Source organism: Zhongshania aliphaticivorans, assembly GCF_902705875.1.
GTDB lineage: Bacteria > Pseudomonadota > Gammaproteobacteria > Pseudomonadales > Spongiibacteraceae > Spongiibacter > Spongiibacter aliphaticivorans_A.
Window position 1 is genome coordinate 164,241 of the sequence record NZ_CACSIK010000001.1, and the last position, 21,952, is coordinate 186,192.

Here is a 21,952-nt window from a genome sequence, read left to right on the forward strand (position 1 = left end):
TCATAATAGCAGCTTTGTTAAGGGCGTCAGTGGCGTGATTTTATTGATTTATTTGGCGGTTGGCGCAGTGGCGGGCTTGTCTGCTGGCTTGTTTGGTGTGGGCGGTGGTTTGATCATCGTTCCTGCACTGGTCGCTTGCTTTAGTTTTTTGTCTGTTGCACCGGATGTGGCAATGCAATTAGCAGTGGGAACGTCTCTCGCAACAATTGTGGTGACATCAGTAGGTTCGGTGCGGGCGCATCACAAATTAGGTAATGTCGATTGGTCGTGCTGGCGGTTATTGGCCCCGGGTATTGCGGTGGGTGTAGTGTGCGGGGTGATGACCGCTACATTGCTATCAGGGCGAATATTACAGCTTGCATTTGGCGGGTTTTGTCTCATTGTTGCGATATATATGGGCTTGGGGGTTGCGCCAAAACCATCTCGTCAGCTTCCGGGTGGGCGTGGATTGACATCGGCAGGTCTAGGTATTGGTTATTTCTCGGCAATGTTTGGTGTCGGTGGAGGTTCGTTAACCGTACCGTATTTAAGTTGGTGTAACGTTCGTATGCAAACGGCTGTCGCCACATCTGCGGCCTGCGGTTTGCCGATAGCGATTGTCGGTTCGGCAAGTAATTTAGTGGCGGGGTTTGGTCATTCGGCTTTGCCAGCTTATAGCTTTGGTTTTATCTATTTGCCCGCATTTATTGGTATTGCACTGTTAAGTGCGCCTTTTGCAAAGTTGGGAGCGCTATTGGCGCAGCGGCTTTCTGGCCCACGTTTAAAGCAGTGCTTTGCTTTGTTTTTGCTGGTGGTAGGTAGTCAGTTTATTTTGGAGGCACTTTAAGGCATGTTGATACATCCTGATTTTGATCCAGTGGCGGTGCAGATTGGGCCGTTGTCAGTGCATTGGTACGGGCTTATGTATTTGGCTGGCTTTGCGGCGGCGTGGTTTATTGCCAAAAGCCGGACCAAGCAGCCGTGGAGCCCCTTGAATGAGGCCCAGGTAGAAGATTTAATTTTTTATAGTGCGGTTGGCGTTATCTTGGGCGGGCGATTTGGCTATGTCATTTTTTATAATTTCCCGCAGTTTTTGCAAGACCCATTATGGTTGTTTCGGGTCTGGGAAGGTGGCATGGCCTTCCATGGTGGATTGCTGGGCGTGGTGGTTGCTGTTGCCTTGTATGCGCGTCGAATTCAGGTGCCGGTATCTGCTTTGTGGGACTTTATCGCTCCACTTGCGCCCATTGGCTTAGGTTTGGGCCGGATCGGTAATTTTATTGGTCAGGAGTTGTGGGGGCGTCCCACCGATGTGTCTTGGGGTATGCTATTCCCTCGCGATCCGCTGCAGCTGCCTCGGCATCCATCGCAGCTTTACCAGTTTGCTTTAGAGGGTATTCTGTTATTCGCTATTATATTTTGGTTTACCCGTAAGCAGCGCCCTCCCTATGCGGCCGGCTCATTGTTTTTGTTGTGTTATGGTTGTTTCCGCTTTTTAGTTGAGTTTGTACGTGAGCCCGATAGTCATATTGGCTTTGATATGCTTGGCTGGATGACGCGGGGGCAGGAGTTATCGCTGCCAATGATTTTGATTGGTGGTGGTTTGTTGATTTGGACGTACTCGCGGTCAAGCGTTAAGGGTGGGAAGTAAAATGCAGCAGTATTTGGATTTGTTGCGGGATGTTCGCGATAACGGTACGGATAAGGGAGATCGCACGGGGGTGGGTACGCGCTCGGTGTTTGGTCGGCAGATGCGTTTTGATTTGCAGCAGGGTTTTCCTTTGCTGACGACAAAAAAAGTGCACTTGCGCAGCATTATTAATGAGCTGATTTGGTTTTTGGCAGGTAGTTGCGATAACAACTGGTTGCGTGAGCGAGGGGTTTCTATTTGGGACGAGTGGGCCTTAGAAAATGGCGATCTCGGCCCGATTTACGGTAAGCAGTGGCGAAGCTGGTCGTGTCCTGATGGCTCTACCATCGACCAGATTAGTGAGGTGGTCGAGATGATTCGTCGTAAGCCTAACTCGCGGCGCTTATTGGTAAATGCGTGGAATCCAGCGGATTTGCCTGATGAGTCACTAAGCCCGCAGGAAAATGCGCGACGAGGTAAAGCCGCTTTGCCGCCATGTCACACCTTGTTTCAGTTTTATGTTGCGAATGGTCGTTTGTCTTGTCAGTTATACCAGCGCAGTGCGGACCTGTTCTTGGGGGTGCCTTTTAATATTGCCAGTTATGCCTTGCTTACCCATATGATTGCTCAGCAGTGTGACTTGGGGGTTGGTGATTTTGTTCATACTTTTGGGGATTGCCATCTGTATCAAAACCATTTGACCGACGATATTGTTGAGGAGCAATTGCGTCGCGAGCCAAGAGCCTTGCCGCAAGTTGTCATTAAGCGACGTCCCGCTTCTATTTTTGAGTATACGGCCGAGGATTTTGAGTTTGAGGGTTACGACCCATATCCTGCGATAAAAGCGCCAATAGCGATATAACACGAGGAGAGAGTGTGGTTAGGGTTTCACTGATTGTGGCCATGGCAAAAAATCGAGTTATCGGTATAGATAATCAATTGCCCTGGCATTTACCGGCTGATTTAAAGCATTTTAAAGCGACAACGATGAGCAAGCCTATTGTCATGGGGCGCAAGACTTGGGAGTCGATCGGGAGGCCATTGCCTGGGCGAAGTAATATTGTTGTTAGTCGCCGTGCTGGGTTTGTCGCCGAGGGTGCGGCGGTTGTTAGTAATGTGGCAGATGGCTTGGAATTGGCGCGAAGCGAAGCCGCCGCTGCAGGTCTTGAAGAGATTTTTGTGATTGGTGGTGAGACTATTTACCGGCAAGTGATGGATCTGGTCGACAGGGTTTTTGTCACCGAGGTAGACCTTGAGCCAGAGGGCGACGCTTGGTTTCCAAAAATGGAACCAAATGACTGGAAAGAGGTCGCGCGTGAGTGTTACCCAGTAACATCGGATGGGTCGCCGGGGTATTGTTTTGTCACTTTACAGCGATGGCGACAAGAATAGTTGTTTTTTGAGGTCGTATCGGGGGTGGTTGTTTTTTAACCAAGGCGGGAGAGGTGAAATCGGCCGTTACTTCTGTGATTTTGATCGTTACCCGTCTTCACGAAAGTGTAACTCTTCGCCACATATAATTAATGGAGAATTTTATATTACGAAACATTTAGTTTTGTCGTTGATTCTTATGAATGCACATGATTAAAATAAGCCCGCTGTATGAAAGCATGGTCTTTAGACTGGCCGTACGGCTGATAGAAGATAATAAGCTCTGCTTTCACTAAACGTCCCAAATAGGAAAAGCAATTCCCATGAAAACGCAACGATTGAAAACAATCGCTCTAGCGGTCAGTGTGGCTGTTGGTATGCTGGCGGGGTCGCCGGCCTATTCAGCCGATACGACTGCTGGGCAAGAACCTGCTGCAGCACCAGTAAAACCTTTAATCCCAGTTAGCAAAGTACTTGATGTTGGTGTCAAGAGAACTCAGGCTGCTAAGCAATCTCAAGTAAAGATTGATCGCCTAGCTGCTGAAACTGGTGATTTACTCCAAGATTACAAAACAGTGATGAAGCAAGTAGACGGTTTACGAGTCTATAACGCTCGTCTTGAAAAGCAGATTGCCGGTCAATTGCGTCGTATCGCAGGTCTTGGTAAGTCTGTTGACGAGGCAACCATCATTCAGCGTCAAATCACTCCATTATTGATTCGTATGATTGATGGCCTTGAGCAGTTTGTTGCTCTTGACGTACCTTTCCATATTGATGAGCGTACTGAGCGTGTTGAATTTCTGCGTACCAATATGGATCGCTCAGATATCACTATCGCTGAAAAATTCCGCCAAGTTCTCGAAGCCTACAAAATTGAAAATGAGTACGGCCGTAAAATCGATAGCTACAAAGGCGTTGCCAGTGTTGCTGGCTCAGAGCGCGAAGTGAACTTTCTGCGTATTGGTCGCATTGGTCTGATGTATCAAACAACAGATGGCGAGCAGTCGGGCGCTTGGGACCAAGATAAGCGTCAATGGGTCGAGCTAGACACGGGTGATTATCGTGGTGCTATTCAGAAAGGCCTACGTATTGCCCGTAAACAAGCTTCTATCGACATCATGAAACTCCCGATTCCGGCTCCGGAGGCTGCTAAATAATGAAACGTAATCTATTAAAGGCTGCTGTGCTGGCTTTCAGCGGTGCGATTGCCGTTGCAGCAATGCCAGCGATGGCCGAAGACGCTAAGTCGCTCGACGAATTGTTGAAAATGGTTGAGCAAGGTCGTGTATCTGATATTCGCGAGAACAAGGCGCGTGAACAACGCTTTGCTGCAGCTCGTGCAGATCAAAAGAAAACACTTGATGAAGCTAAGCGCACACTAGCTGCTGAAGAAAAGCGTTCTTCTGATCTAGAAAAAACCTTTGAAGAAAACGAAACGGTTATTGTTGAGAAGCAACGTCAGTTAAAAGAGCGTCTAGGTACGTTGACTGAATTGTTTGGTCATTTGACATCTACTGCCGGCGACCTTCGTTCTAACTTCATGTCTTCAATCATCAGTGTTCAGTTCCCACAGCGTGAACAGTTTGTTGATGACTTGATTGCGAAAATGTCAGGTGCTGAAGAATTGCCAAGCATCGAAGAAATTGAGCGCGTATGGTTTGAATTACAGCGTGAAATGACTGAATCTGGCCGTGTTGTTAAGTTTAGAACGCCTGTGACTAGTGCTGGCGGCGAAAGCGGCGAGAAAGAAGTTGTTCGTATTGGTACATTCAATATGGTCAGCGCTGATGGCGAATACCTTCAGTATATTTCTGAAACAGGTACGTTAGCAGTTTTGTCTCGTCAGCCAAGCGGTCCTTACATGGGTTGGGCTGAAGAGCTAGCTCAAACAACTTCTGGTATGAGTGCTTTCGGTGTGGATCCAACAGGTCCAACAGGTGGTTCGTATTTGGCAGCATTAATCGACAGTCCTACGCTTAAAGAGCGCTGGCACCAAGGTGGTGTTGTTGGTTACGTAATTTCTGCTGTTGGTGCTTTGGCTATGTTGATTGCCTTCTGGCGTCTGGTTGTTCTTTCTATCGAAGATATGAAAGTGCGCAGTCAGCTTAAGAGCACTAAAGCAAATACTAACAACAGCCTTGGTCGTGTGTTGAAAGTACATGAAGATAATCCATCAATGGACTCTGAAACACTTGAGCTGAAACTTTCTGAAGCGATTTTGAAAGAGACTCCACGTTTGGAAAACTCTTTGAACCTTCTGAAAATTATTGCTGCGGTAGCTCCTCTACTGGGTCTGCTCGGTACCGTAACCGGTATGATTATTACTTTCCAAGCTATTACTATCTTCGGTGCAGGTGATCCGAAAGCAATGGCTGGTGGTATCTCTGGTGCACTGGTAACGACTGTACTTGGTCTGGTGGTTGCGATCCCAACAGTTCTGCTGCACACCTTTGTGAGCGGTCGTGCCAAGAAAATTATTCATGTTCTTGACCAGCAAACTACGGGCATCATTGCCGAACACACGGAAGGTCACGCGGGGAACTAAGCGATGTACCTACTGAATGAATGGATCGAGATTATCCGAAGATTCATGGATGCAGGCGGCGACGTGCTATGGGCCATCGCCGGCCTAACATTCCTGATGTGGACTCTCGCTCTCGAAAGACTTTGGTATTACAAATTTGAGCTGTCGAAAGACGTCAACGGTGCTATTGGTACTTGGGAAAAACGTGAAGAGCGTAAATCCTGGAATGCCAAGCAGATTCGCGAAAAGTTGATATCTCAAGTATCACTTAAGATTAATGCGAGTTTGCCAATGATCCAAACAATGGTGGCACTGTGCCCACTATTGGGATTATTGGGTACTGTTACCGGTATGATCGAAGTATTTAACATCATGGCGGTAACGGGTGGCGGCGATGCAAAATCGATGGCCGGCGGTGTTTCAAAAGCAACGATTCCGACTATGGCGGGAATGGTTGCGGCTTTGTCAGGCGTTTTTATCAATACGTATATTAAGAGTATTGCTGAGCGTGAGAGCGAGCTTTTGGAAGACCATCTGACAACAGATCACTAAGAGAACGAACATGAGAAGGAATAATAGAGCCGGAACAGAGGAAAATTCCTCTGAAATAGACTTGACGCCGATGCTCGACGTTGTGTTTATCATGTTGATCTTCTTTATTGTAACGGCGTCCTTTATTAAGGAAGCTGGTGTCGAGGTGAACCGCCCTGACGCATCAACATCAAGTAAAAAAGAGAATGTTAATATTCTGATTGCTGTAACGGCAACTAATGAAATATGGATTGATAAGCGCCGGGTAGATAAGCGTGCGGTTCGCTCAGTTGTTGAGCGTATGCATGCGGAAAATCCTAAAGGTGCCGTGGTTATTCAGGCTGATAAAGCCTCGAATACCGAGACGGTTACTGCGGTTATCGACGCCAGCCGTTCGGCCGGTGTATACGATGTTTCATTGGCCACTGAAGACAGCTGATCAATATGAATATTCGACTATTTATTGGTGCTGCATTGGCATTTGTGGTGACAGCGACGCTGTTCATCATAATGCCGTACCTTATCGAGATAGCTGATAAAACGCTGGATGAAAAACCGCGTACAAAGCTAGCCGATATACAAATGCCTGACACCAAAATTGAAACAATGAAAGACAGCAAGCCCGATAAGCCGAAGCAGCCAGATGAGCCGCCACCGGATATGGAGCAGCCTGAGATGGAAGACATCAACCCGAATTTGGAAGCGGTCAATATGACGCCAACTCAAACGGTTGATTTGACTAATACGACTGGTGGGCTTTCAGCCTCAGATGGTGAGTACTTGCCGATCGTTAAAGTTGCCCCAATTTATCCGCGTCGCGCGCAAAGCCGTGGTGTGACTGGCTACTGTACTGTGGAATATACAGTGACTAAAGCTGGTACTACACGGGACATCGTGGCCGTAGATTGTGAGCCTTCCGGGTATTTCGAAAGAGCTTCTATCAAGGCTGCTGAGAAGTTCAAGTACAAACCGCGTGTGTCCGACGGCGAGCCTATTGAGGTGCCGGGCATACAAAACCGGTTCACTTACGAGTTGGAAAAATGATGTCTGATTATCACTTGAGCACTAAAACGTTGCGTCCTGTGTTGGTCAAGCTGGGTTGTTCTATCGCTCTCGGTGTAGCCACAGTGTTTGCCATGCCTATTGTAAGTTCATCCTTGCAACCAGTGCTTGGTACGCACAGCGTGGGCATTGCCCACGCAGCTGAGAAAAGTGAAAAGCCCAAGCGAAGCACACGCAGAACGCCAGCTATCCGCGCTAAAGTTTATGAAAAATTAAATGAAGCACAGATGGCGGCAGACGAGAAAAAATACAATGAAGCTATTAGGTTGCTCAATGAGCTCCGCGATAAAGAAGGCCGGAACTCGCTGAATAGCTATGAGCTTGCAAACCTCTACAATATGTATGCGTTTATCTACTTCACTCAAGAGAAGTATGAGCAAGCGTTAGATGCTTATCGTAACGTGGTAAAGCAGCCGGATATTCCGGAGGCGATGGAGTTAAATACCAAGTACACCATTGCACAGCTTTACTTCGTGAAAGAGGATTACAAAGGTGGTGTAAGCACGCTTTTAGAGTGGTTTAAAGCGAAGCAAGCTTTGGGTGAAGATCCAGGTGCTGGCGCTTACTCTTTGCTTGCGCAAGGATACTACCAGCTTAAGGACTTAGATCGCGCGTTAAAGTATATTGAAGTTGCTATCAATGACTACACTAGCCGTGGAAAGGTTCCTAAAGAGCAGTGGTGGGGATTACAGCGCTATTTGTATTATGAAAAGAATGATATCAAGCGCGTTGCAGCAATTCTTGAAGAAACGCTGAAGCATTACCAGAAGAAAGCCTACTGGCTGCAGTTGTCATCAATGTACAACGAGCTAAAAATGGATTCTAAAGCGACTGCCGCGATGGAAACCGCTTACACCGAAGGTGTTCTGGATAATGACAAAGAGCTGATTAATATGGCCTACCTCTTCCTGTCTCAGGAAGTGCCATATAAAGCAGCGAAAGTGCTTGATCAAGCAATTAAGAAAGGTGATGTTCCTGCGACGTCTAAAAACCTTGAGTTATTAGGTAATGCATGGCGCCAAGCTCAAGAGTTAAAAAAGGCGATCCCAGAAATGGAGAAGGCCGCAGCAAAATCTGATAAAGGTGAGTTGTGGTCCCGCTTAGGTAATATCTATCTTGATAACGATCAGTTTGATAAGGCTGAAAAAGCCATTGAAAACGCGTTTAAGAAAGGTGATCTAAAGCGTCCAGATACAGCCTATCTAGTTCTAGGAATGGCGCGTTTTAATCTTCAAGAATACGAAGGTGCGCGTAAAGCATTCAAAGAAGCAGCTAAATCAGAGAAGTCGGCTGATTATGCCAAGCAGTGGATGCAGTTCATGACCAAGGAGCTTGAGCGTCAAGAAGCGCTTAAAGATGGTTGATATTCAACTATTTAGACTTTGATTAAGGCACCTTCGGGTGCCTTTTTTGTGTCTGGATAATGGACATCTATATATACCCTTTCTATAGTTTTAATAAACGTTACTTGCCTGAGCAGTATTAAGTATGAGTCGCAGGATAATACTTTTAATAAAGTTGGCGTGTGTGTTGTTTGCGGTCGCAGAACCAGCTTTTGCAAAGGAATCAGTCGATGGAGCAAATAATGGCGATGGCTTTATCAGCAGAACACTGACAAACGCAGAGACGACAAGGGATTTTTGGGCTGAGCGGTGGGTCGATTTTGCAGAGGGTGTTGATTACTATTTTTCAAGTGAGCACGCGCCACCCGATTACAAAAATGAAAGCTATTTAAAGCTTCAATTTAAGCAAACTTGGGAGGAGCGCGGCGACATTCAAACGGATTTCCGAGTTAAGGCAAAAGTTGATTTACCAAATACACAGCGAAAAGCGAAATTGTTTTTTAGTAGTGATGAATATAGTGATAATTCCTTAGAGGAGAGAGTCAGGAGTAACTCTACGGGTGAGCGGTTACGACGAAAGGATTCGGTCTCGGGCATAGAAATAACACCAGATAGCGAGTGGCATAAATGGCAGCGCTCGGCTAGGTTGGGGGTTAAGTTACGGGTGCCGCTAGTGACGTTTGGACGCTACCGTCTTAGGCGGCCTATGGAAAAATGGGGGCAATGGTCTCCAGAGTTCACCCAAGAAGTGTGGTATTTTTCTGACCGAGGTTGGGGTGAGACGAGTGAGCTAAACGTGCAGCGCCCACTGGGATTAAAATTAAGACTACGTTATTTAACCATTTTGGAATTTGAAGATAAGAATGATTATTTTGAAAATGTCCATGTTTTGTCATTAAATCAGGCCTTATCCCAACGCTCTTCACTTGAATATCGGATTGGGGGAATATTGTCTACAGAGTTTCGTACTCAAATGTCGGCTTATTTTGTGGGTGCTAGTTACAGTTATAACTTGCATGAAGACTGGATCTTTATAGCGGCAAGTCCTGAAGTGTTTTTTCCAAAGGATGAAGGCTGGGACGCGGAGGCGAGTTTTACCATTAAGCTGGATATTTACTTCTCTAATTAGTGAAGTAATGATGATGAGTTAAATTTTAGCGATATATGGAGTGTTTTTGAGCGCACTGAGTTGGCGCGATGTATGCTAGCTCGTTATAAGGAAATAGGTATCTGGGATCATCACGGTTCAAGACTTGCTTTACGTTAAGATAAAGCATGTAAAAATTTGTCGCGGCTTTGTAAAGGATGCAGGCTATAATTGCCGGCTGTTTACTATCTGGTGGTGGCAGGGTGTAGTGATGTTATATTAAATTTCAACCAGATTAAGACGTAGATGCGGTATTCGCAGGAGAAGTAATGACAATTCGCGTGGCTATTCACCATAAGACCTACTACAGCTTTGACCGCTTAGTAAATCTTTCTCCCCATGTAATACGCTTACGGCCAGCGCCGCACAGCCGAACACCGATCCATAGTTATAGTATGAAAGTGGTGCCAGAAACCCACTTTCTAAACTGGCAGCAAGATGCTTTTGGTAATTATTTAGCACGTTTAGTCTTTCCAGAAAAAACTGAAAAGTTTTCGATTGAAGTCGAAGTTATTGCGGATATGACCGTAATAAATCCCTTTGATTTTTTCGTTGAAGAATACGCTGAGAAATTTCCTTTCTATTATAAAAAACAGCTCAAAAAAGAGTTGGCACCTTATTTGGCAAAAGAAAAGCAAGGTAAGTTGTTCAATAAGCTACTTAAATCAATCTCTACCACTAAACGGCCAATGAACGATTTTTTGGTTGAGGTGAATCAAATCCTTGAGAAAGAGATTGAATACTGCCTGCGTTTTGAACCTGGCGTCCAAGATCCAGAAGAGACTTTGCAGCTGAAAAAAGGGTCTTGCCGTGACTCCGCATGGCTGGCTGTTCAGTTATTTCGTCATCTAGGTATCGCGGCAAGGTTTGCGTCAGGCTATTTAGTACAGCTGACATCTGATGAAAAATCATTGGATGGCCCTAGTGGTCCTGAGGAGGATTTCACCGATTTACACGCGTGGTGTGAGGTTTACATACCCGGTGCGGGATGGATTGGTCTTGACCCTACATCGGGGCTGTTTGCTAGCGAAGGGCATATTCCGTTGGCATGCACACCTGACCCTGTGTCTGCGGCACCCATAGAGGGCTTTACCGACGAGTGTGAAGTTGAGTTTGATTACACCAATGTAGTTGAGCGGGTTCATGAAGACCCTCGAGTTACCAAGCCATATAGCGATGACCAGTGGGCTGATATTTTATTACTGGGCGAGCAAGTTGATGTTGATTTTGCAAAAAATGATGTACGTCTCACCATGGGTGGCGAACCGACGTTTGTCTCTGTTGATGACATGGAGTCTGCGCAGTGGAATATCGATGCACTGGGCGCTGAAAAACTAAGTCTTGCTAAAACATTGCTTTTAAAACTACGCAATCATTTTGCGCCGCAGGGTCTGCTTCATTATGGGCAAGGAAAGTGGTATCCCGGTGAAGAGGTGCCGCGTTGGGCCTTAGGTTTATTTTGGCGTAAAGATAATGAGCCAATATGGACTGATCCCGAGCTATTAGCCCGAGTTGACAAGGACTATGGCCATAATGTTGCCACGTCTGAAAAATTTGCGTTAAGTTTAATCGAGAAATTAAGTTTAGCGAAAGAATACGCTCAGCCAGCTTATGAAGATGCCTTGTACTATCTTCTTCAAGAGCAAAAGATTCCTAAAAATATCGATATTTTGGCCTCAAAAATCAATGATGATTTAGGCCGTCGACGTCTTGCTCGATTGTTGGAGCAAGGCTTTAAAGATCCAACCGGTTATCTCGTTCCATTGGCCTGGGAGCCAGTGACTGGCGAGTGGGTCAGCAGTATTTGGAATGTGAAGCGGGAGCGTTTGATATTAACGCCGGGCGACTCACCCATGGGACTTAGGTTGCCGCTGGGAGACCTTCCAGAGTTAGCTGAGCCGGAGATTCAGCCGGACAGAGACCCGTTTGAAGAGCGCAGCCCCTTGCAGCCGCGGCAAGAAATCCAATTCCCTCATGAAGCCAAAGTTCCACGACCGCAAAAGCTACAGAGCGCGGCAAAAGTGCTGGAAGAAAAGCTGAAAGGCCCACAAGCCATTGTTAGAACGGCAATGTGTATTGAGTCTAGAGGCGGTAAAGTCCATATATTCATGCCTCCATTACATAGTCTTGAGCATTATATTGAGCTTGTGGCAGCGATTGAGGAGACAGCGAAGGAGCAGAGTGTTCCCGTTATTTTGGAGGGCTATGAGCCGCCAAGAGACCCGCGTATTCAAAAGTTATTGGTGACGCCCGACCCTGGTGTTATCGAGGTTAATGTTCACCCAAAATCAAGCTGGAAAGAGTTGGTAGACAATACCATTGAGCTTTACAGCGCTGCACGTGAATCTCGTCTAGCGGCAGAGAAATTTATGCTAGATGGTCGTCACACCGGTACCGGTGGGGGGAATCACATTACCTTAGGTGGTGTCACACCGAGTGATAGTCCTATTTTGCGCCGCCCGGATTTACTTCGGAGTTTAGTGACGTTTTGGCAGCACCATCCAAGTTTGTCGTATATATTTTCTAGCGCATTTATCGGGCCGACCAGTCAGGCACCCCGTGCTGATGAAGGTCGTGATGAAATGATGTATGAAATGGAAATTGCATTTCAGCAAATGCCTGACGGACTTGCCGAGCAGCCTTGGTTGGTCGACAGGCTAATGCGCAACCTATTGATTGATATCACGGGTAATACACATCGAGCGGAATTTTGTATCGATAAATTATATGCACCAGGTAGCGCGACGGGCCGTTTAGGGATTTTAGAGTTCCGCGGTTTTGAAATGCCACCCCATAGTCGCATGTCATTGGTACAGGCCTTATTAATAAGAACCCTAGTCGCTCGTTTTTGGAATGAGCCGTATAAAAAACCACTGGTTCGCTGGGGGACGGCGTTACACGATAAGTTTATGTTGCCGCATTATTTATGGCAGGACATGAAAGACGTTGTTGCCGATTTGGAGCATGCTGGGTATCCATTCAAAGCCGACTGGTTGCTGCCTTTTGAGGAATTCCGTTTTCCACACTACGGCCGCGTGAAACTTGATGAAATAGAAATCGAATTGCGCTGGGCTGTTGAACCTTGGAATGTGTTGGGTGAAGAAATTGGTAGTTTCGGTACGGCAAGGTATGTGGACTCTTCGGTAGAGCGTTTACAGGTTAAGTTAAGCGGTTTAACAGATAGTCGTTATGTTCTAGCCTGTAATGGCCGTAGAGTGCCTTTGGCCAACACAGGACGGCATGGTGAATATGTCGCGGGTGTGCGTTACCGAGCTTGGGCGCCACCATCGGCTTTACACCCTACTATTGGTGTACATACGCCATTGGTGTTCGACTTAATCGATACTTGGACGGGGCGCTCTATTGGTGGTTGTAGTTACCATGTATCGCACCCTGGCGGTCGAACCTACGAAACCTTCCCGGTAAATGCATTCGAGGCTGAGTCGCGTCGTGGTAATCGCTTTAGTACGGTCGCGCATACCCCCGGGCCCTATACGCCAAGACCGGATTTAGATGCTGTTCGAGAGTTTTTCTCTGAGCCACCTCGGCCGATGGCGCCACCTCCTGAAGAGTCACCGGGTGAATACCCGCATACGCTCGATTTACGACGCAAGCCCAACTGGACGGGTTAGGTTTACTCAATAATTACCGCTCGCAATAGTTTGAGATTCAGTACTGTTGCGAGCAGCCCCCCTCCAGACGGACGACATTCTCACTGCTGTAATTCCCTTAGAATTACGGCATACATAGCTGTGAGAATACCTTCATGCCCAATAAACTCGACTACGTGAAAACTCGCCGGGAAGATGTCGACGAGATTCCCTTGAAATGGCAAAGGCTAATTCAGCGAGTAATGAAGCATTACACTCGCTTTAATGTATGGGTATATAAGAAAAGTGGAGGCCGGTTATTAAAAAATTTCCCCGGTGGTTTCCCCATTTGTATTGTCGGCATGACGGGGCGGAAAAGCGGTACACGTCGAGAAATTGCATTAATTCACTTGCCCTGGGGAAATAATAAACTCCTAGTCGCCTCTCAAGGGGGGATGGAAAAACACCCTCAGTGGTATTTCAATATTGCCGCTAAACCAGAGATCGATATTATGGTTCGTGGGGATAAAAGAAACTATTCAGCTCGTCAGGCTAATGACGAGGAGAAGCGTGAGCTGTGGCCTCACTTATTGGGTTTATATCCTGACTTTGATGAGTATCAGGCAAGAACAGACCGTGATATTCCAGTCTTTATTTGTGAGCCGGCCTAGCCTGTAGAAAGATAATAAAAAAAGGATTGTTAGTGATGGACAGATCGCGTGCGCTCGAGGAGCAGCGTCAATTAGCTTTTCATGGTGTCGTTATTTTGCTGCTTGGCTTAATGGCTGGAATAGGGTTTTCTGTAGCGGCTGCAACTGCTGAGGTGAGCAACCCTTCATACGGAGCGTGGCGCTTTGCGCATATGGAAGGGCTGCTTAATGGTGTCCTTGTGCTCGCGGTAGCGGGGGTGTGGTTACGTATGAATTTAGATGGCAGGGGAATACATTTAGCTCGCTATCTTTTGGTGTTGGGTTGTTATGCTAATATCATAGGGCCAATCATAAATGCCCTGTTCATTGGCAAGCGCCTGATTGTACCGGAGACTAACTTTGAAGCGTTTGTGGTCTATGGTTTTTATATTCCAGGTACGCTGCCGCTTATTTCTTTTGTCATTTTTGCATTTAACTTATTTGCTCGTAGGCGGCCGTAAAGTATTAGCTTGGGAACTGGGTGCAATGAATACCCTGAGTGCTTTCAATTGTACTTATACAGTCGTTACAGTGGGTGCAGCGGCTAACAAAGTCTGATTTTGCGCGAGCTTGATGGGGCAAGTCAGGGTCGCTTAAAAGTGTTCTGCCTAACTGAATAAAATCAAAGCCTTGCTCCATCAGGGTCATAAAGCTGGTGTTACTGCTAGCTCCGCCAACATAAATCATCTTGCAAGATACTGCCTCGCGTATACGTTTTGCGTGCTGTAAAAAATAGAGTTCGGAATAGGGGTAGTTTTTAAACATGGATTTACCCATCAGGCGAAGCAATAAGCGCATTAGCGGGCTTTTTTCTGTGCGCAACATGCCGGGAAGTATATTGCCACCCCGAAACATGATCATGGGGTTCATCGTGCTGCTGCCGCCACTCGTGATAATACCGTCGATCCCAGCTTTATCTAAAAATTTACACATCGCAATGGCTTCATCGTAGTGAAGTCCACCACGGACGCCTTCTGTCATGCTTATTTTCCCAAGCAAGGGGAAGTCATCACCCACCGCATCACGTACTGCCGCTAATACCTGTAATGGTAGGCGCATTCTATTTTCTAGGTTGCCCCCATATTGATCTCGGCGTTTATTGGTTTTGGGACTAATAAACTGGCATAAACCGTAGCCATGCCCGAAATGGATTTCCAAGGCATCAAAGCCAACCGACTTCATGAAGATGGCTGCTTGATGATAACTTTTAATAAGAGACTCAATATCATCAAGCGTCATTGCGTCGCAAAATAGCATGCCACGGGACAGCCCCAAGCCATTTATACCAAAACTAGGACCAAGGGGGCGGCGACGTTGAAGCTCCTTGTTTTTGGAGAAGCCACCGCAGTGCCCCATTTGCCCAGATACCTTTGTACCACGCTGATGTAGGTCGGCGATTAAAGCAGTAAGTTCTGGGCGAATGCCTTCGTGCATGTACATCATGTTTTCGTTAAGGCGACCGTCATTTTCAACCGCGCAATAGCCGAGTGTGGTCATTGCAATGTCGCCATCGGCAAGCTTGCCGTGAAAATTGTTCAAGTTGGCACCAGGAACCCCGCCCGGCGTCATGTTCTCGAAGGTGCCAGCTTTGATAAAGCGATTCTTCAACTGAAGGCTGTTGATTGATGCTGGGGATAGGTAGTCGGCATGACTCATGGTTCTACCCTTTTTTATTATATTGGGTGGTGTTTGGCTCTATTGTCGATGTGGCGGGCTATGAATTGAATACTCAGTTCGGGCGAGGTGATGAGCTAATGAAAAAAGTTTTATGGCAGCGCGGGGAGTAAATGCTGGGTAATGAGGAGGGCTGCCGCCGTAGCGGCAACGGAATTACTGCTGATCTTTGTGATTAATCTTGGCATACACTTCCTGGCTGCCGTCTTTGTTTATTTGTAGTACTTGATAGGCCTGAAAATGCTCACCCATCTCCATGCCGGGGCTGCCCATCGGCATATTGGGTACCGTCAAACCGATGGCGTTTTGAGGTGGCTTGGCAAGAAACTGTTTAATCAGCCTAGCGGGAATATGTCCTTCAAAGACATAGCCGGAGTCGGTAACGGCGGTGTGACATGATTGCAGGGATGGGGTAATGCCGAGTTCGGCTTTTATCTCTGCGAGGCGGTCACTATTGTGAACCTCGGTTGATAGACCTTCACTGTTCAGGTGTTCAACCCATTTTCCACAGCAGCCGCAGCTTGGGCTTTTATATACTTGCAGCGTGGGACTTAAGATATTGTCCGCAAACGTGGCAGGGCTGAGCAGCATGACTAAGGCTGTCAGTACTAAGGTGGTTAGATATTTTTGGTAGTGTATTTGGTTCTTGTGGGCGTTCATGATTGTCCCTTTATGGCTTGTTTTAAATTCTAGGATTTCGTTTTTACTGCAAATGTTTTAGAGAATGACCTCTATTAAACGGTAACTAACTTGGCCGGCTTGTTTGTCTTTGATGATCTGCCACTGTGGCGGAAGTGCAGGTAGCGCTTCGTCTCGGCCTGTTTCGAGATAGATCAACGTACCATTAACTAGGTTTTTACTTGCGAGTGCCTCTACCGTAGGGGCAAGTAAATCTTTATGAAACGGGGGGTCTAAAAAGATGATGTCATAATTGAAGGCATGATTTTCTAAGAAAGCGATTGCCGTCTGGCAATGCACCTTCGCGTTTTGGCAGTGAAGGGTGGCAATGTGTTTGCGTATTTGTTGACAGCTATTGGCCTCAGTATCAACAAAATCACAGTGCGCGGCGTAGCGAGACAAGGCTTCAAGACCCAGCGCGCCTGAGCCAGCAAATAAATCCAAGCAGCGGGCACCGTGAAGGTGAGGGCCTAGCCAGTTAAATAAGGTTTCACGAATGCGGTCACTGGTTGGGCGAAGTCCTTCGGCGCTGTGGAATTGTAGCTTGCGGCTGCGCCACTGGCCGCCAATAATTCGCAGCGTACCTGCTTGCCGTTGGCTGGCGATGTGACCTTGTTGTGGTTTGGGCATGGTGATTCCGGTGCCAGTTACTCAGAGAAATGGTAGGATAAGGCTTTTATTTTTGCTGTAAACCTTACCTCGGAATTTATATACCCGCATGACAGATAACACTACTCCGTCGGAGCTTGAGCCGGAAGTTAAAAAGAAGGGCTTGTTTGCCCGTTTTAAAGAGTCTTTTGTTGGTTCAGAGGAGGATCAAGCGGCGTTAGCGGCGGCCGAAGGCTTTATCGATGACGCAGAAGTGGCTCCTTGGCAGCACTTGGAGTTATCTGCTGAAGAGCAGGCATCTTTGTTAGTACGCTTTCGTGAAGGCTTAAGTAAAACGGGTGCTCAGCTTGGCGAGGGGATGGCAAATTTATTCCTTGGCCGCAAAGAAATTGATGATGAGCTTCTGGAAGAAATTGAAACCCATTTGCTGATGGCAGATGTGGGTGTAGATGCAACACAGCAAATTATTTCTAATTTGACTGGCAAGGTATCTCGCAAGGAATTAAATGACCCTGAAGCGCTCTACGTCGCTTTGCAAGAAGAGCTTGGTGCCATGCTGGCATCGGCTGAAGAAGAGCTGGTTATTCCCATTAGTGACAAACCGTATGTGATCTTGATGGTCGGTGTTAACGGCGTTGGCAAAACCACCACCATTGGTAAATTAGCCAAGCAGCTGCAAGCGGGCGGGCGCTCTGTGATGCTTGCGGCAGGTGACACCTTTCGCGCCGCAGCGGTTGAGCAATTGCAAGTGTGGGGGGAGCGCAACGAGGTTCCCGTCATTGCGCAGCACACTGGCGCCGATAGTGCCTCTGTGCTGTTTGATGCGCTACAAGCGGCACAGGCTAGAGATGTTGATGTCTTAATCGCAGATACAGCCGGTCGTCTGCATAACAAAGACAATTTAATGGAAGAGCTGAAAAAGGTCGTCAGAGTACTTAAAAAGCTCGACCCTGATGCACCCCATGAAGTGATGTTGGTATTAGATGCGGGTACTGGTCAAAATGCCTTATCCCAAGCAAAGCATTTTCAACAAGCCGTTGGCGTTACCGGCTTAACGTTAACCAAACTGGATGGCACCGCCAAAGGCGGGATTGTTTTTGCCATTAGTAAGCAGCTTGGTATTCCTATCCGATTTATTGGTGTGGGCGAGGGAATCTTAGATTTACGCCCCTTCCGTGCCAATGAGTTTGTTGGAGCCTTATTTGGGTGGCAGCAAAAGCAATGATTGAGTTCGATCAGGTCAGCAAGCGTTACGAGGGTGGATATGAGGCGCTCACAAACTTGAGCTTTCATATTCCCCGTGGCGAAATGCGGTTTTTAACCGGCCATAGTGGCGCGGGCAAAAGCACTTTGCTGAAACTGATCATGGTTATGGAACGGGCGAGCTCAGGTCAGGTGATTATTGGAGGCAGAAATTTGTCACGTCTGCCCGCACGGCGAATTCCAGAGGTTCGCCGAGATGTAGGAGTGGTGTTTCAGAATCATCAGTTATTGTTTGACCGCACCGTCTTCGATAATGTCGCGCTACCTTTGATTATTGCCGGCTATGGTCATCGTGATGTTGGTCGGCGTGTTAGAGCCGCCCTCGATAAGGTCGGCTTATTAGACAAAGAAAGAAAAAATCCAGTTGCCCTTTCCGGTGGTGAGCAGCAGCGAGTCGGTATTGCCCGTGCCGTAGTTAATAAGCCGGCGCTATTATTAGCAGATGAGCCCACGGGTAACCTTGACCCACAATTATCCGCTGAAATTATGCATCTTTTTGAGCAGTTCAAGCAGGTTGGGGTGACGGTATTGATCGCAACCCACGACTTAGGGCTGATTGCCCGTATGCCCTATCGCTTATTGACTCTGCGTAAAGGCCGTTTGGTGATGCCCGGAGGGGGTGACGATGTCGCCGAATAAGCAAAATCGCATGAATAAGCGCCGGCTTGGTCAATTGCAGACACCCGCAGGCAGAAAAGATGTTAAGGGTGCACGTAGACATAAAGCCAGTATTAGTGATCGCCTTGCTGGTTATCGAAGCCATCATCGGCAGGTCGCGCTAGATAGCTTGCAGCGCTTGGTGCGCCGCCCAGCGACAACACTGATGACAACGCTAGTGATTGCCATTGCTTTAGCCCTACCTGCGGGGCTTTATGTGGGATTGAATAATGTTGATGCGGTGAGTGAAGGCTGGGAGGGGGCAGCGCGGATTTCATTATTCTTAAAGCCTGCGATTAGCAATGGACAAGCAGAAACGTTGCGGCGGACAATTGCGAGCCGTGAAGGCGTTGCCGAGGCTGTTTATATCTCTCCAGACAAGGCGTTAGAGGAGTTTCGGGCCAGCTCGGGGTTTGGTGATGTTCTCGACCAACTTGACGCCAACCCCTTGCCTGGTTTGATTGTTGTGACTCCCCGCGAGGCAAATGTGTCGGCAGCGGCGGTTGAGGCATTACAGTCAAATTTGGCGCGTTTGCCAGAAGTCGATCTAGCCAAGCTGGATATGGAGTGGCTGCACCGCCTAAATCGTATCACCGAGCTGGGGCGGCGCTTAACACTCGCTTTAGCGGCGATGCTGGCAGTGGGTGTGCTGCTGATCATTGGGAATACCATCAAGCTGGCAATCGAAGGGCGGCGGGAGGAAATTCTTGTCGTGAAGCTCGTGGGTGGCACAAATGCTTTTGTCCGTAGACCATTTTTGTATACTGGATTGTGGTATGGTTTAGGGGGCGGCTTAGCAGCTTGGATATTGGTACAGGCTGGTCTTATATGGCTTAGCGGTCCCATTTCGGATTTATCGCATTCTTATCAGAGTGACTTCCACTTATTGGGGCTCGGCTTTTTAGATACTATAATACTTTGGCTATTTTCTGGGCTGCTGGGGTTATTTGGGGCTTGGTTGGTTGTTGGTCGAGAGTTGCGAGCTATTGAGCCGCGCTAGTTTCAGCGAACTCATGGGCTTTTGGCTTAGATACTTGAACTTTACGTCGTTTGGTACTCTAATAAGCAGCGGTATTAAAGTTAGTTTCATTTACGAATTTAGGAGGATGTGCAATGAGTAGTCATTTGCAGCCGATACAACAACTTGTACCGGGTGGTGATCTCTCTGCATATATTCAATCGGTTGGCAGTATCCCTGTGCTCAGCGCAGAGCGTGAGCGTGAGCTGGCCGAAGATCTTTTTTATCACGGTAATGTCGAGGCGGCACGTCAGCTGGTCATGTCGCATCTGCGATTTGTAGTGCATATTGCAAAAAGCTATAAAGGTTATGGCTTGGCGCAGGCGGATTTGATCCAAGAAGGCAACGTTGGTCTCATGAAAGCGGTTAAGCGTTTTGATCCTGAGAAAGGTGTGCGTTTGGTCTCTTTTGCCGTTCATTGGATAAAAGCTGAGATTCACGAGTACGTTTTACGCAATTGGCGCATAGTGAAAATTGCGACCACCAAGGCCCAGCGTAAACTGTTTTTCAATTTACGCGGTGCCAAAAAACAGTTGGCATGGTTTAGTGATGACGAAGTACATGCCGTTGCTGCAGATCTAGGCGTTGATGTTGCTGAAGTGCGTCGAATGGAAGGGCGTTTGAGCTCGGTGGATATTGGCTTTGATGCTGATACCGATGATGAGCGTGGCCCTGTGGCTCCTGTTCATTACCTTGAAGATCACAGCGCTGATCCTGCACTGTTATTAGAGTCTGACAATTTAGAAGAAAGTAATCATCAAAGCCTGTCATTAGCGCTTTCAGACTTGGATGAGCGCAGCCGTGACATTTTGCAAAGTCGCTGGCTAACTGATAACAAAGCAACATTGCATGACCTCGCAGCTCGTTACAGTGTGTCGGCGGAGCGTATACGCCAATTGGAACAAGCAGCCATGAAAAAACTGCGGGCAGCAATGGAGGCTTAAGGCCGCCTAGCCCAATCTGCACGTCTAAAAGCCTCGCAATGCGGGGCTTTTTTGTTTTTAACGCGCAAAACTTTTCACTTGTCTAAGGTGTTGTCTTTTTTAAGCTAGCGTAGATCCGTACAATAGCCCATCAAATACAATCTGGGTATAAACATGGCGGCTCTAACGCTTTTTACAGCGTCGATTTTAGCTTTTCTAGCAGTAGCTTTGGGTGCCTTTGGCGCGCATGGATTAAAGGCAAGCTTGCCTGCAGACATGATGGCAGTTTACCAAACGGCTGTTCAATACCATTTTTATCATTGTTTTGCTCTTCTGGCAGTAGGGCTGCTTATGCATAGCGGTGTTCAGCACTTGTCATTGCGGATTTCAGCCGTCATGTTTTTTATGGGTGTATTGGTATTTAGCGGCAGTTTATACATCTTAGCGATAACTGGCGTTCGCTGGTTGGGTGCGATTACCCCTATCGGTGGGCTGATGTTCTTAGTGGCGTGGGCTTGTCTCGCTTATTCTGCGTGGAAAGCAATGTAATGACTGAAAATACAGGGCCAATCCATCGCAGGATTAAGAGTTTTGTCCTTCGCACTGGGCGCATGACAGATGGTCAGCGTCGAGCTTATGACATCAATTTAGCCAAGCTGGGTCTTGAGCGAGAAAATGGTATGCAAGATTTTGCTACTGTTTTCGGGAGAGAGGCGCCGGTAGTCCTAGAAATTGGTTTTGGCATGGGGGATTCCCTTGCTGAAATGGCAATGAAAAACCCAGAGCATGATTATATTGGCGTTGAAGTGCATACCCCTGGAGTGGGGCGTTTAATGTACCTCGTTCAAGAGGCGGGGTTGAATAATGTTCGCACATATTGCGATGATGCCGTTGAAGTTCTGGCGCAGTGCATACCTGATAATAGCTTGAGTCGAGTGCAAATATACTTTCCTGACCCATGGCATAAGACCAAGCATCATAAGCGCAGGCTGATTCAGCTACCTTTTGTTGAGGCATTGCGGAGCAAGCTCAAACTTGGTGGTGTTGTGCACCTAGCAACAGACTGGGAAAATTACGCCGAGCATATGATGGCGGTAATGAGTGACGCGGAAGGCTATAGCAATATGGCGGGTGAGCAAAATTATTCACCGCGACCTGATTATCGTCCCATCACTAAATTTGAAAAACGCGGTGAACGTTTGGGGCATGGTGTGTGGGACTTATTGTTTTCAAAAACAGCTTAACGTCGTCTCAAAATTACAGC

General features: G+C 47.3%; 23 protein-coding genes. 20 read left to right on the forward strand and 3 right to left on the reverse strand.

The annotated features are described in order from the left end of the window. The first annotated feature begins 34 nt into the window (after nucleotides 1-34). The 14 genes from AELLOGFF_RS00810 to AELLOGFF_RS00875 all read left to right on the forward strand — a co-directional run bounded on the left by AELLOGFF_RS00810 (nucleotide 35) and on the right by AELLOGFF_RS00875 (nucleotide 14,327). The gene (locus AELLOGFF_RS00810; protein WP_159266881.1) at nucleotides 35-826 is read left to right on the forward strand and encodes a sulfite exporter TauE/SafE family protein; all 792 of its coding nucleotides are present in this window, start codon (nucleotides 35-37) and stop codon (nucleotides 824-826) included. A gap of 3 nt (nucleotides 827-829) precedes the next feature. After that, nucleotides 830-1,630, forward strand: coding sequence for a prolipoprotein diacylglyceryl transferase (gene lgt / locus AELLOGFF_RS00815; RefSeq protein WP_159266882.1), 801 nt, complete (start codon nucleotides 830-832; stop codon nucleotides 1,628-1,630). A 1-nt stretch (nucleotide 1,631) separates the two neighbouring features. Then, nucleotides 1,632-2,471, forward strand: coding sequence for a thymidylate synthase (locus AELLOGFF_RS00820; protein WP_159266883.1), 840 nt, complete (start codon nucleotides 1,632-1,634; stop codon nucleotides 2,469-2,471). A 14-nt stretch (nucleotides 2,472-2,485) separates the two neighbouring features. Beyond that, nucleotides 2,486-3,001: a dihydrofolate reductase gene (locus AELLOGFF_RS00825; protein ID WP_235035553.1), complete on the forward strand. Its 516-nt coding sequence runs from the start codon at nucleotides 2,486-2,488 to the stop codon at nucleotides 2,999-3,001. 302 nt (nucleotides 3,002-3,303) lie between these two features. After that, a complete protein-coding gene (locus AELLOGFF_RS00830) occupies nucleotides 3,304-4,137 on the forward strand; it encodes a DUF3450 domain-containing protein (protein WP_159266884.1) in 834 nt (277 codons plus the stop codon). Next, nucleotides 4,137-5,525 carry a MotA/TolQ/ExbB proton channel family protein gene (locus AELLOGFF_RS00835; protein ID WP_159266885.1) on the forward strand — a complete coding sequence of 463 codons (1,389 nt, stop codon included), beginning with the start codon at nucleotides 4,137-4,139 and terminating at the stop codon, nucleotides 5,523-5,525. The genes AELLOGFF_RS00830 and AELLOGFF_RS00835 overlap by 1 nt, the downstream gene beginning before the upstream one ends. A gap of 3 nt (nucleotides 5,526-5,528) precedes the next feature. Further along, nucleotides 5,529-6,056 carry a MotA/TolQ/ExbB proton channel family protein gene (locus AELLOGFF_RS00840; protein ID WP_200842576.1) on the forward strand — a complete coding sequence of 176 codons (528 nt, stop codon included), beginning with the start codon at nucleotides 5,529-5,531 and terminating at the stop codon, nucleotides 6,054-6,056. A 10-nt stretch (nucleotides 6,057-6,066) separates the two neighbouring features. Next, entirely contained in the window at nucleotides 6,067-6,474 is a 408-nt protein-coding gene (locus AELLOGFF_RS00845) for an ExbD/TolR family protein (protein WP_159266886.1), read from the forward strand. Nucleotides 6,475-6,479: 5 nt separating this feature from the next. Further along, nucleotides 6,480-7,079 carry an energy transducer TonB gene (locus AELLOGFF_RS00850; RefSeq protein WP_159266887.1) on the forward strand — a complete coding sequence of 200 codons (600 nt, stop codon included), beginning with the start codon at nucleotides 6,480-6,482 and terminating at the stop codon, nucleotides 7,077-7,079. Beyond that, the gene (locus AELLOGFF_RS00855) at nucleotides 7,076-8,461 is read left to right on the forward strand and encodes a tetratricopeptide repeat protein (RefSeq protein WP_235035552.1); all 1,386 of its coding nucleotides are present in this window, start codon (nucleotides 7,076-7,078) and stop codon (nucleotides 8,459-8,461) included. The genes AELLOGFF_RS00850 and AELLOGFF_RS00855 overlap by 4 nt, the downstream gene beginning before the upstream one ends. Nucleotides 8,462-8,585: 124 nt before the next feature. Continuing rightward, on the forward strand, nucleotides 8,586-9,569 hold the full coding sequence (locus tag AELLOGFF_RS00860) for a hypothetical protein (protein WP_159266888.1): 984 nt from the start codon (nucleotides 8,586-8,588) through the stop codon (nucleotides 9,567-9,569). 287 nt (nucleotides 9,570-9,856) lie between these two features. Next, complete coding sequence (locus AELLOGFF_RS00865; RefSeq protein ID WP_159266889.1) at nucleotides 9,857-13,219, forward strand: DUF2126 domain-containing protein; 3,363 nt, start codon at nucleotides 9,857-9,859, stop codon at nucleotides 13,217-13,219. Between the two features lie 134 nt (nucleotides 13,220-13,353). Beyond that, nucleotides 13,354-13,848, forward strand: coding sequence for a nitroreductase family deazaflavin-dependent oxidoreductase (locus AELLOGFF_RS00870; RefSeq protein ID WP_159266890.1), 495 nt, complete (start codon nucleotides 13,354-13,356; stop codon nucleotides 13,846-13,848). Between the two features lie 32 nt (nucleotides 13,849-13,880). Beyond that, complete coding sequence (locus AELLOGFF_RS00875; RefSeq protein WP_159266891.1) at nucleotides 13,881-14,327, forward strand: hypothetical protein; 447 nt, start codon at nucleotides 13,881-13,883, stop codon at nucleotides 14,325-14,327. Between the two features lie 4 nt (nucleotides 14,328-14,331). Here the strand turns inward: AELLOGFF_RS00875 and AELLOGFF_RS00880 are convergent, their stop codons facing one another. The 3 genes from AELLOGFF_RS00880 to rsmD form a co-directional block, all read right to left on the reverse strand. After that, the gene (locus AELLOGFF_RS00880) at nucleotides 14,332-15,522 is read right to left on the reverse strand and encodes an NADH:flavin oxidoreductase (RefSeq protein ID WP_159266892.1); all 1,191 of its coding nucleotides are present in this window, start codon (nucleotides 15,520-15,522) and stop codon (nucleotides 14,332-14,334) included. A 174-nt stretch (nucleotides 15,523-15,696) separates the two neighbouring features. Further along, on the reverse strand, nucleotides 15,697-16,200 hold the full coding sequence (locus AELLOGFF_RS00885) for a DUF411 domain-containing protein (RefSeq protein ID WP_159266893.1): 504 nt from the start codon (nucleotides 16,198-16,200) through the stop codon (nucleotides 15,697-15,699). A gap of 57 nt (nucleotides 16,201-16,257) precedes the next feature. Then, the gene (gene rsmD, locus AELLOGFF_RS00890; protein WP_159266894.1) at nucleotides 16,258-16,848 is read right to left on the reverse strand and encodes a 16S rRNA (guanine(966)-N(2))-methyltransferase RsmD; all 591 of its coding nucleotides are present in this window, start codon (nucleotides 16,846-16,848) and stop codon (nucleotides 16,258-16,260) included. Nucleotides 16,849-16,990: 142 nt separating this feature from the next. Here rsmD and ftsY point away from each other — a divergent pair, with 142 nt between their 5' ends. The 6 genes from ftsY to trmB all read left to right on the forward strand — a co-directional run bounded on the left by ftsY (nucleotide 16,991) and on the right by trmB (nucleotide 21,932). Further along, the gene (gene ftsY / locus AELLOGFF_RS00895; protein WP_200842675.1) at nucleotides 16,991-18,052 is read left to right on the forward strand and encodes a signal recognition particle-docking protein FtsY; all 1,062 of its coding nucleotides are present in this window, start codon (nucleotides 16,991-16,993) and stop codon (nucleotides 18,050-18,052) included. After that, nucleotides 18,049-18,729, forward strand: coding sequence for a cell division ATP-binding protein FtsE (ftsE, locus tag AELLOGFF_RS00900; protein WP_159269229.1), 681 nt, complete (start codon nucleotides 18,049-18,051; stop codon nucleotides 18,727-18,729). Before ftsY ends, ftsE begins: the two co-directional genes overlap by 4 nt. A 10-nt stretch (nucleotides 18,730-18,739) precedes the next feature. Beyond that, nucleotides 18,740-19,747, forward strand: coding sequence for a permease-like cell division protein FtsX (ftsX, locus tag AELLOGFF_RS00905; protein WP_235035550.1), 1,008 nt, complete (start codon nucleotides 18,740-18,742; stop codon nucleotides 19,745-19,747). Nucleotides 19,748-19,860: 113 nt separating this feature from the next. Continuing rightward, nucleotides 19,861-20,709, forward strand: coding sequence for an RNA polymerase sigma factor RpoH (gene rpoH / locus AELLOGFF_RS00910; RefSeq protein WP_159266897.1), 849 nt, complete (start codon nucleotides 19,861-19,863; stop codon nucleotides 20,707-20,709). A 153-nt stretch (nucleotides 20,710-20,862) separates the two neighbouring features. Beyond that, nucleotides 20,863-21,237 (forward strand): DUF423 domain-containing protein, encoded by a 375-nt coding sequence (locus AELLOGFF_RS00915; protein ID WP_159266898.1) that lies wholly within the window; start codon nucleotides 20,863-20,865, stop codon nucleotides 21,235-21,237. Then, entirely contained in the window at nucleotides 21,237-21,932 is a 696-nt protein-coding gene (gene trmB, locus AELLOGFF_RS00920) for a tRNA (guanosine(46)-N7)-methyltransferase TrmB (protein ID WP_159266899.1), read from the forward strand. Before AELLOGFF_RS00915 ends, trmB begins: the two co-directional genes overlap by 1 nt. Nucleotides 21,933-21,952 lie beyond the last annotated feature (20 nt).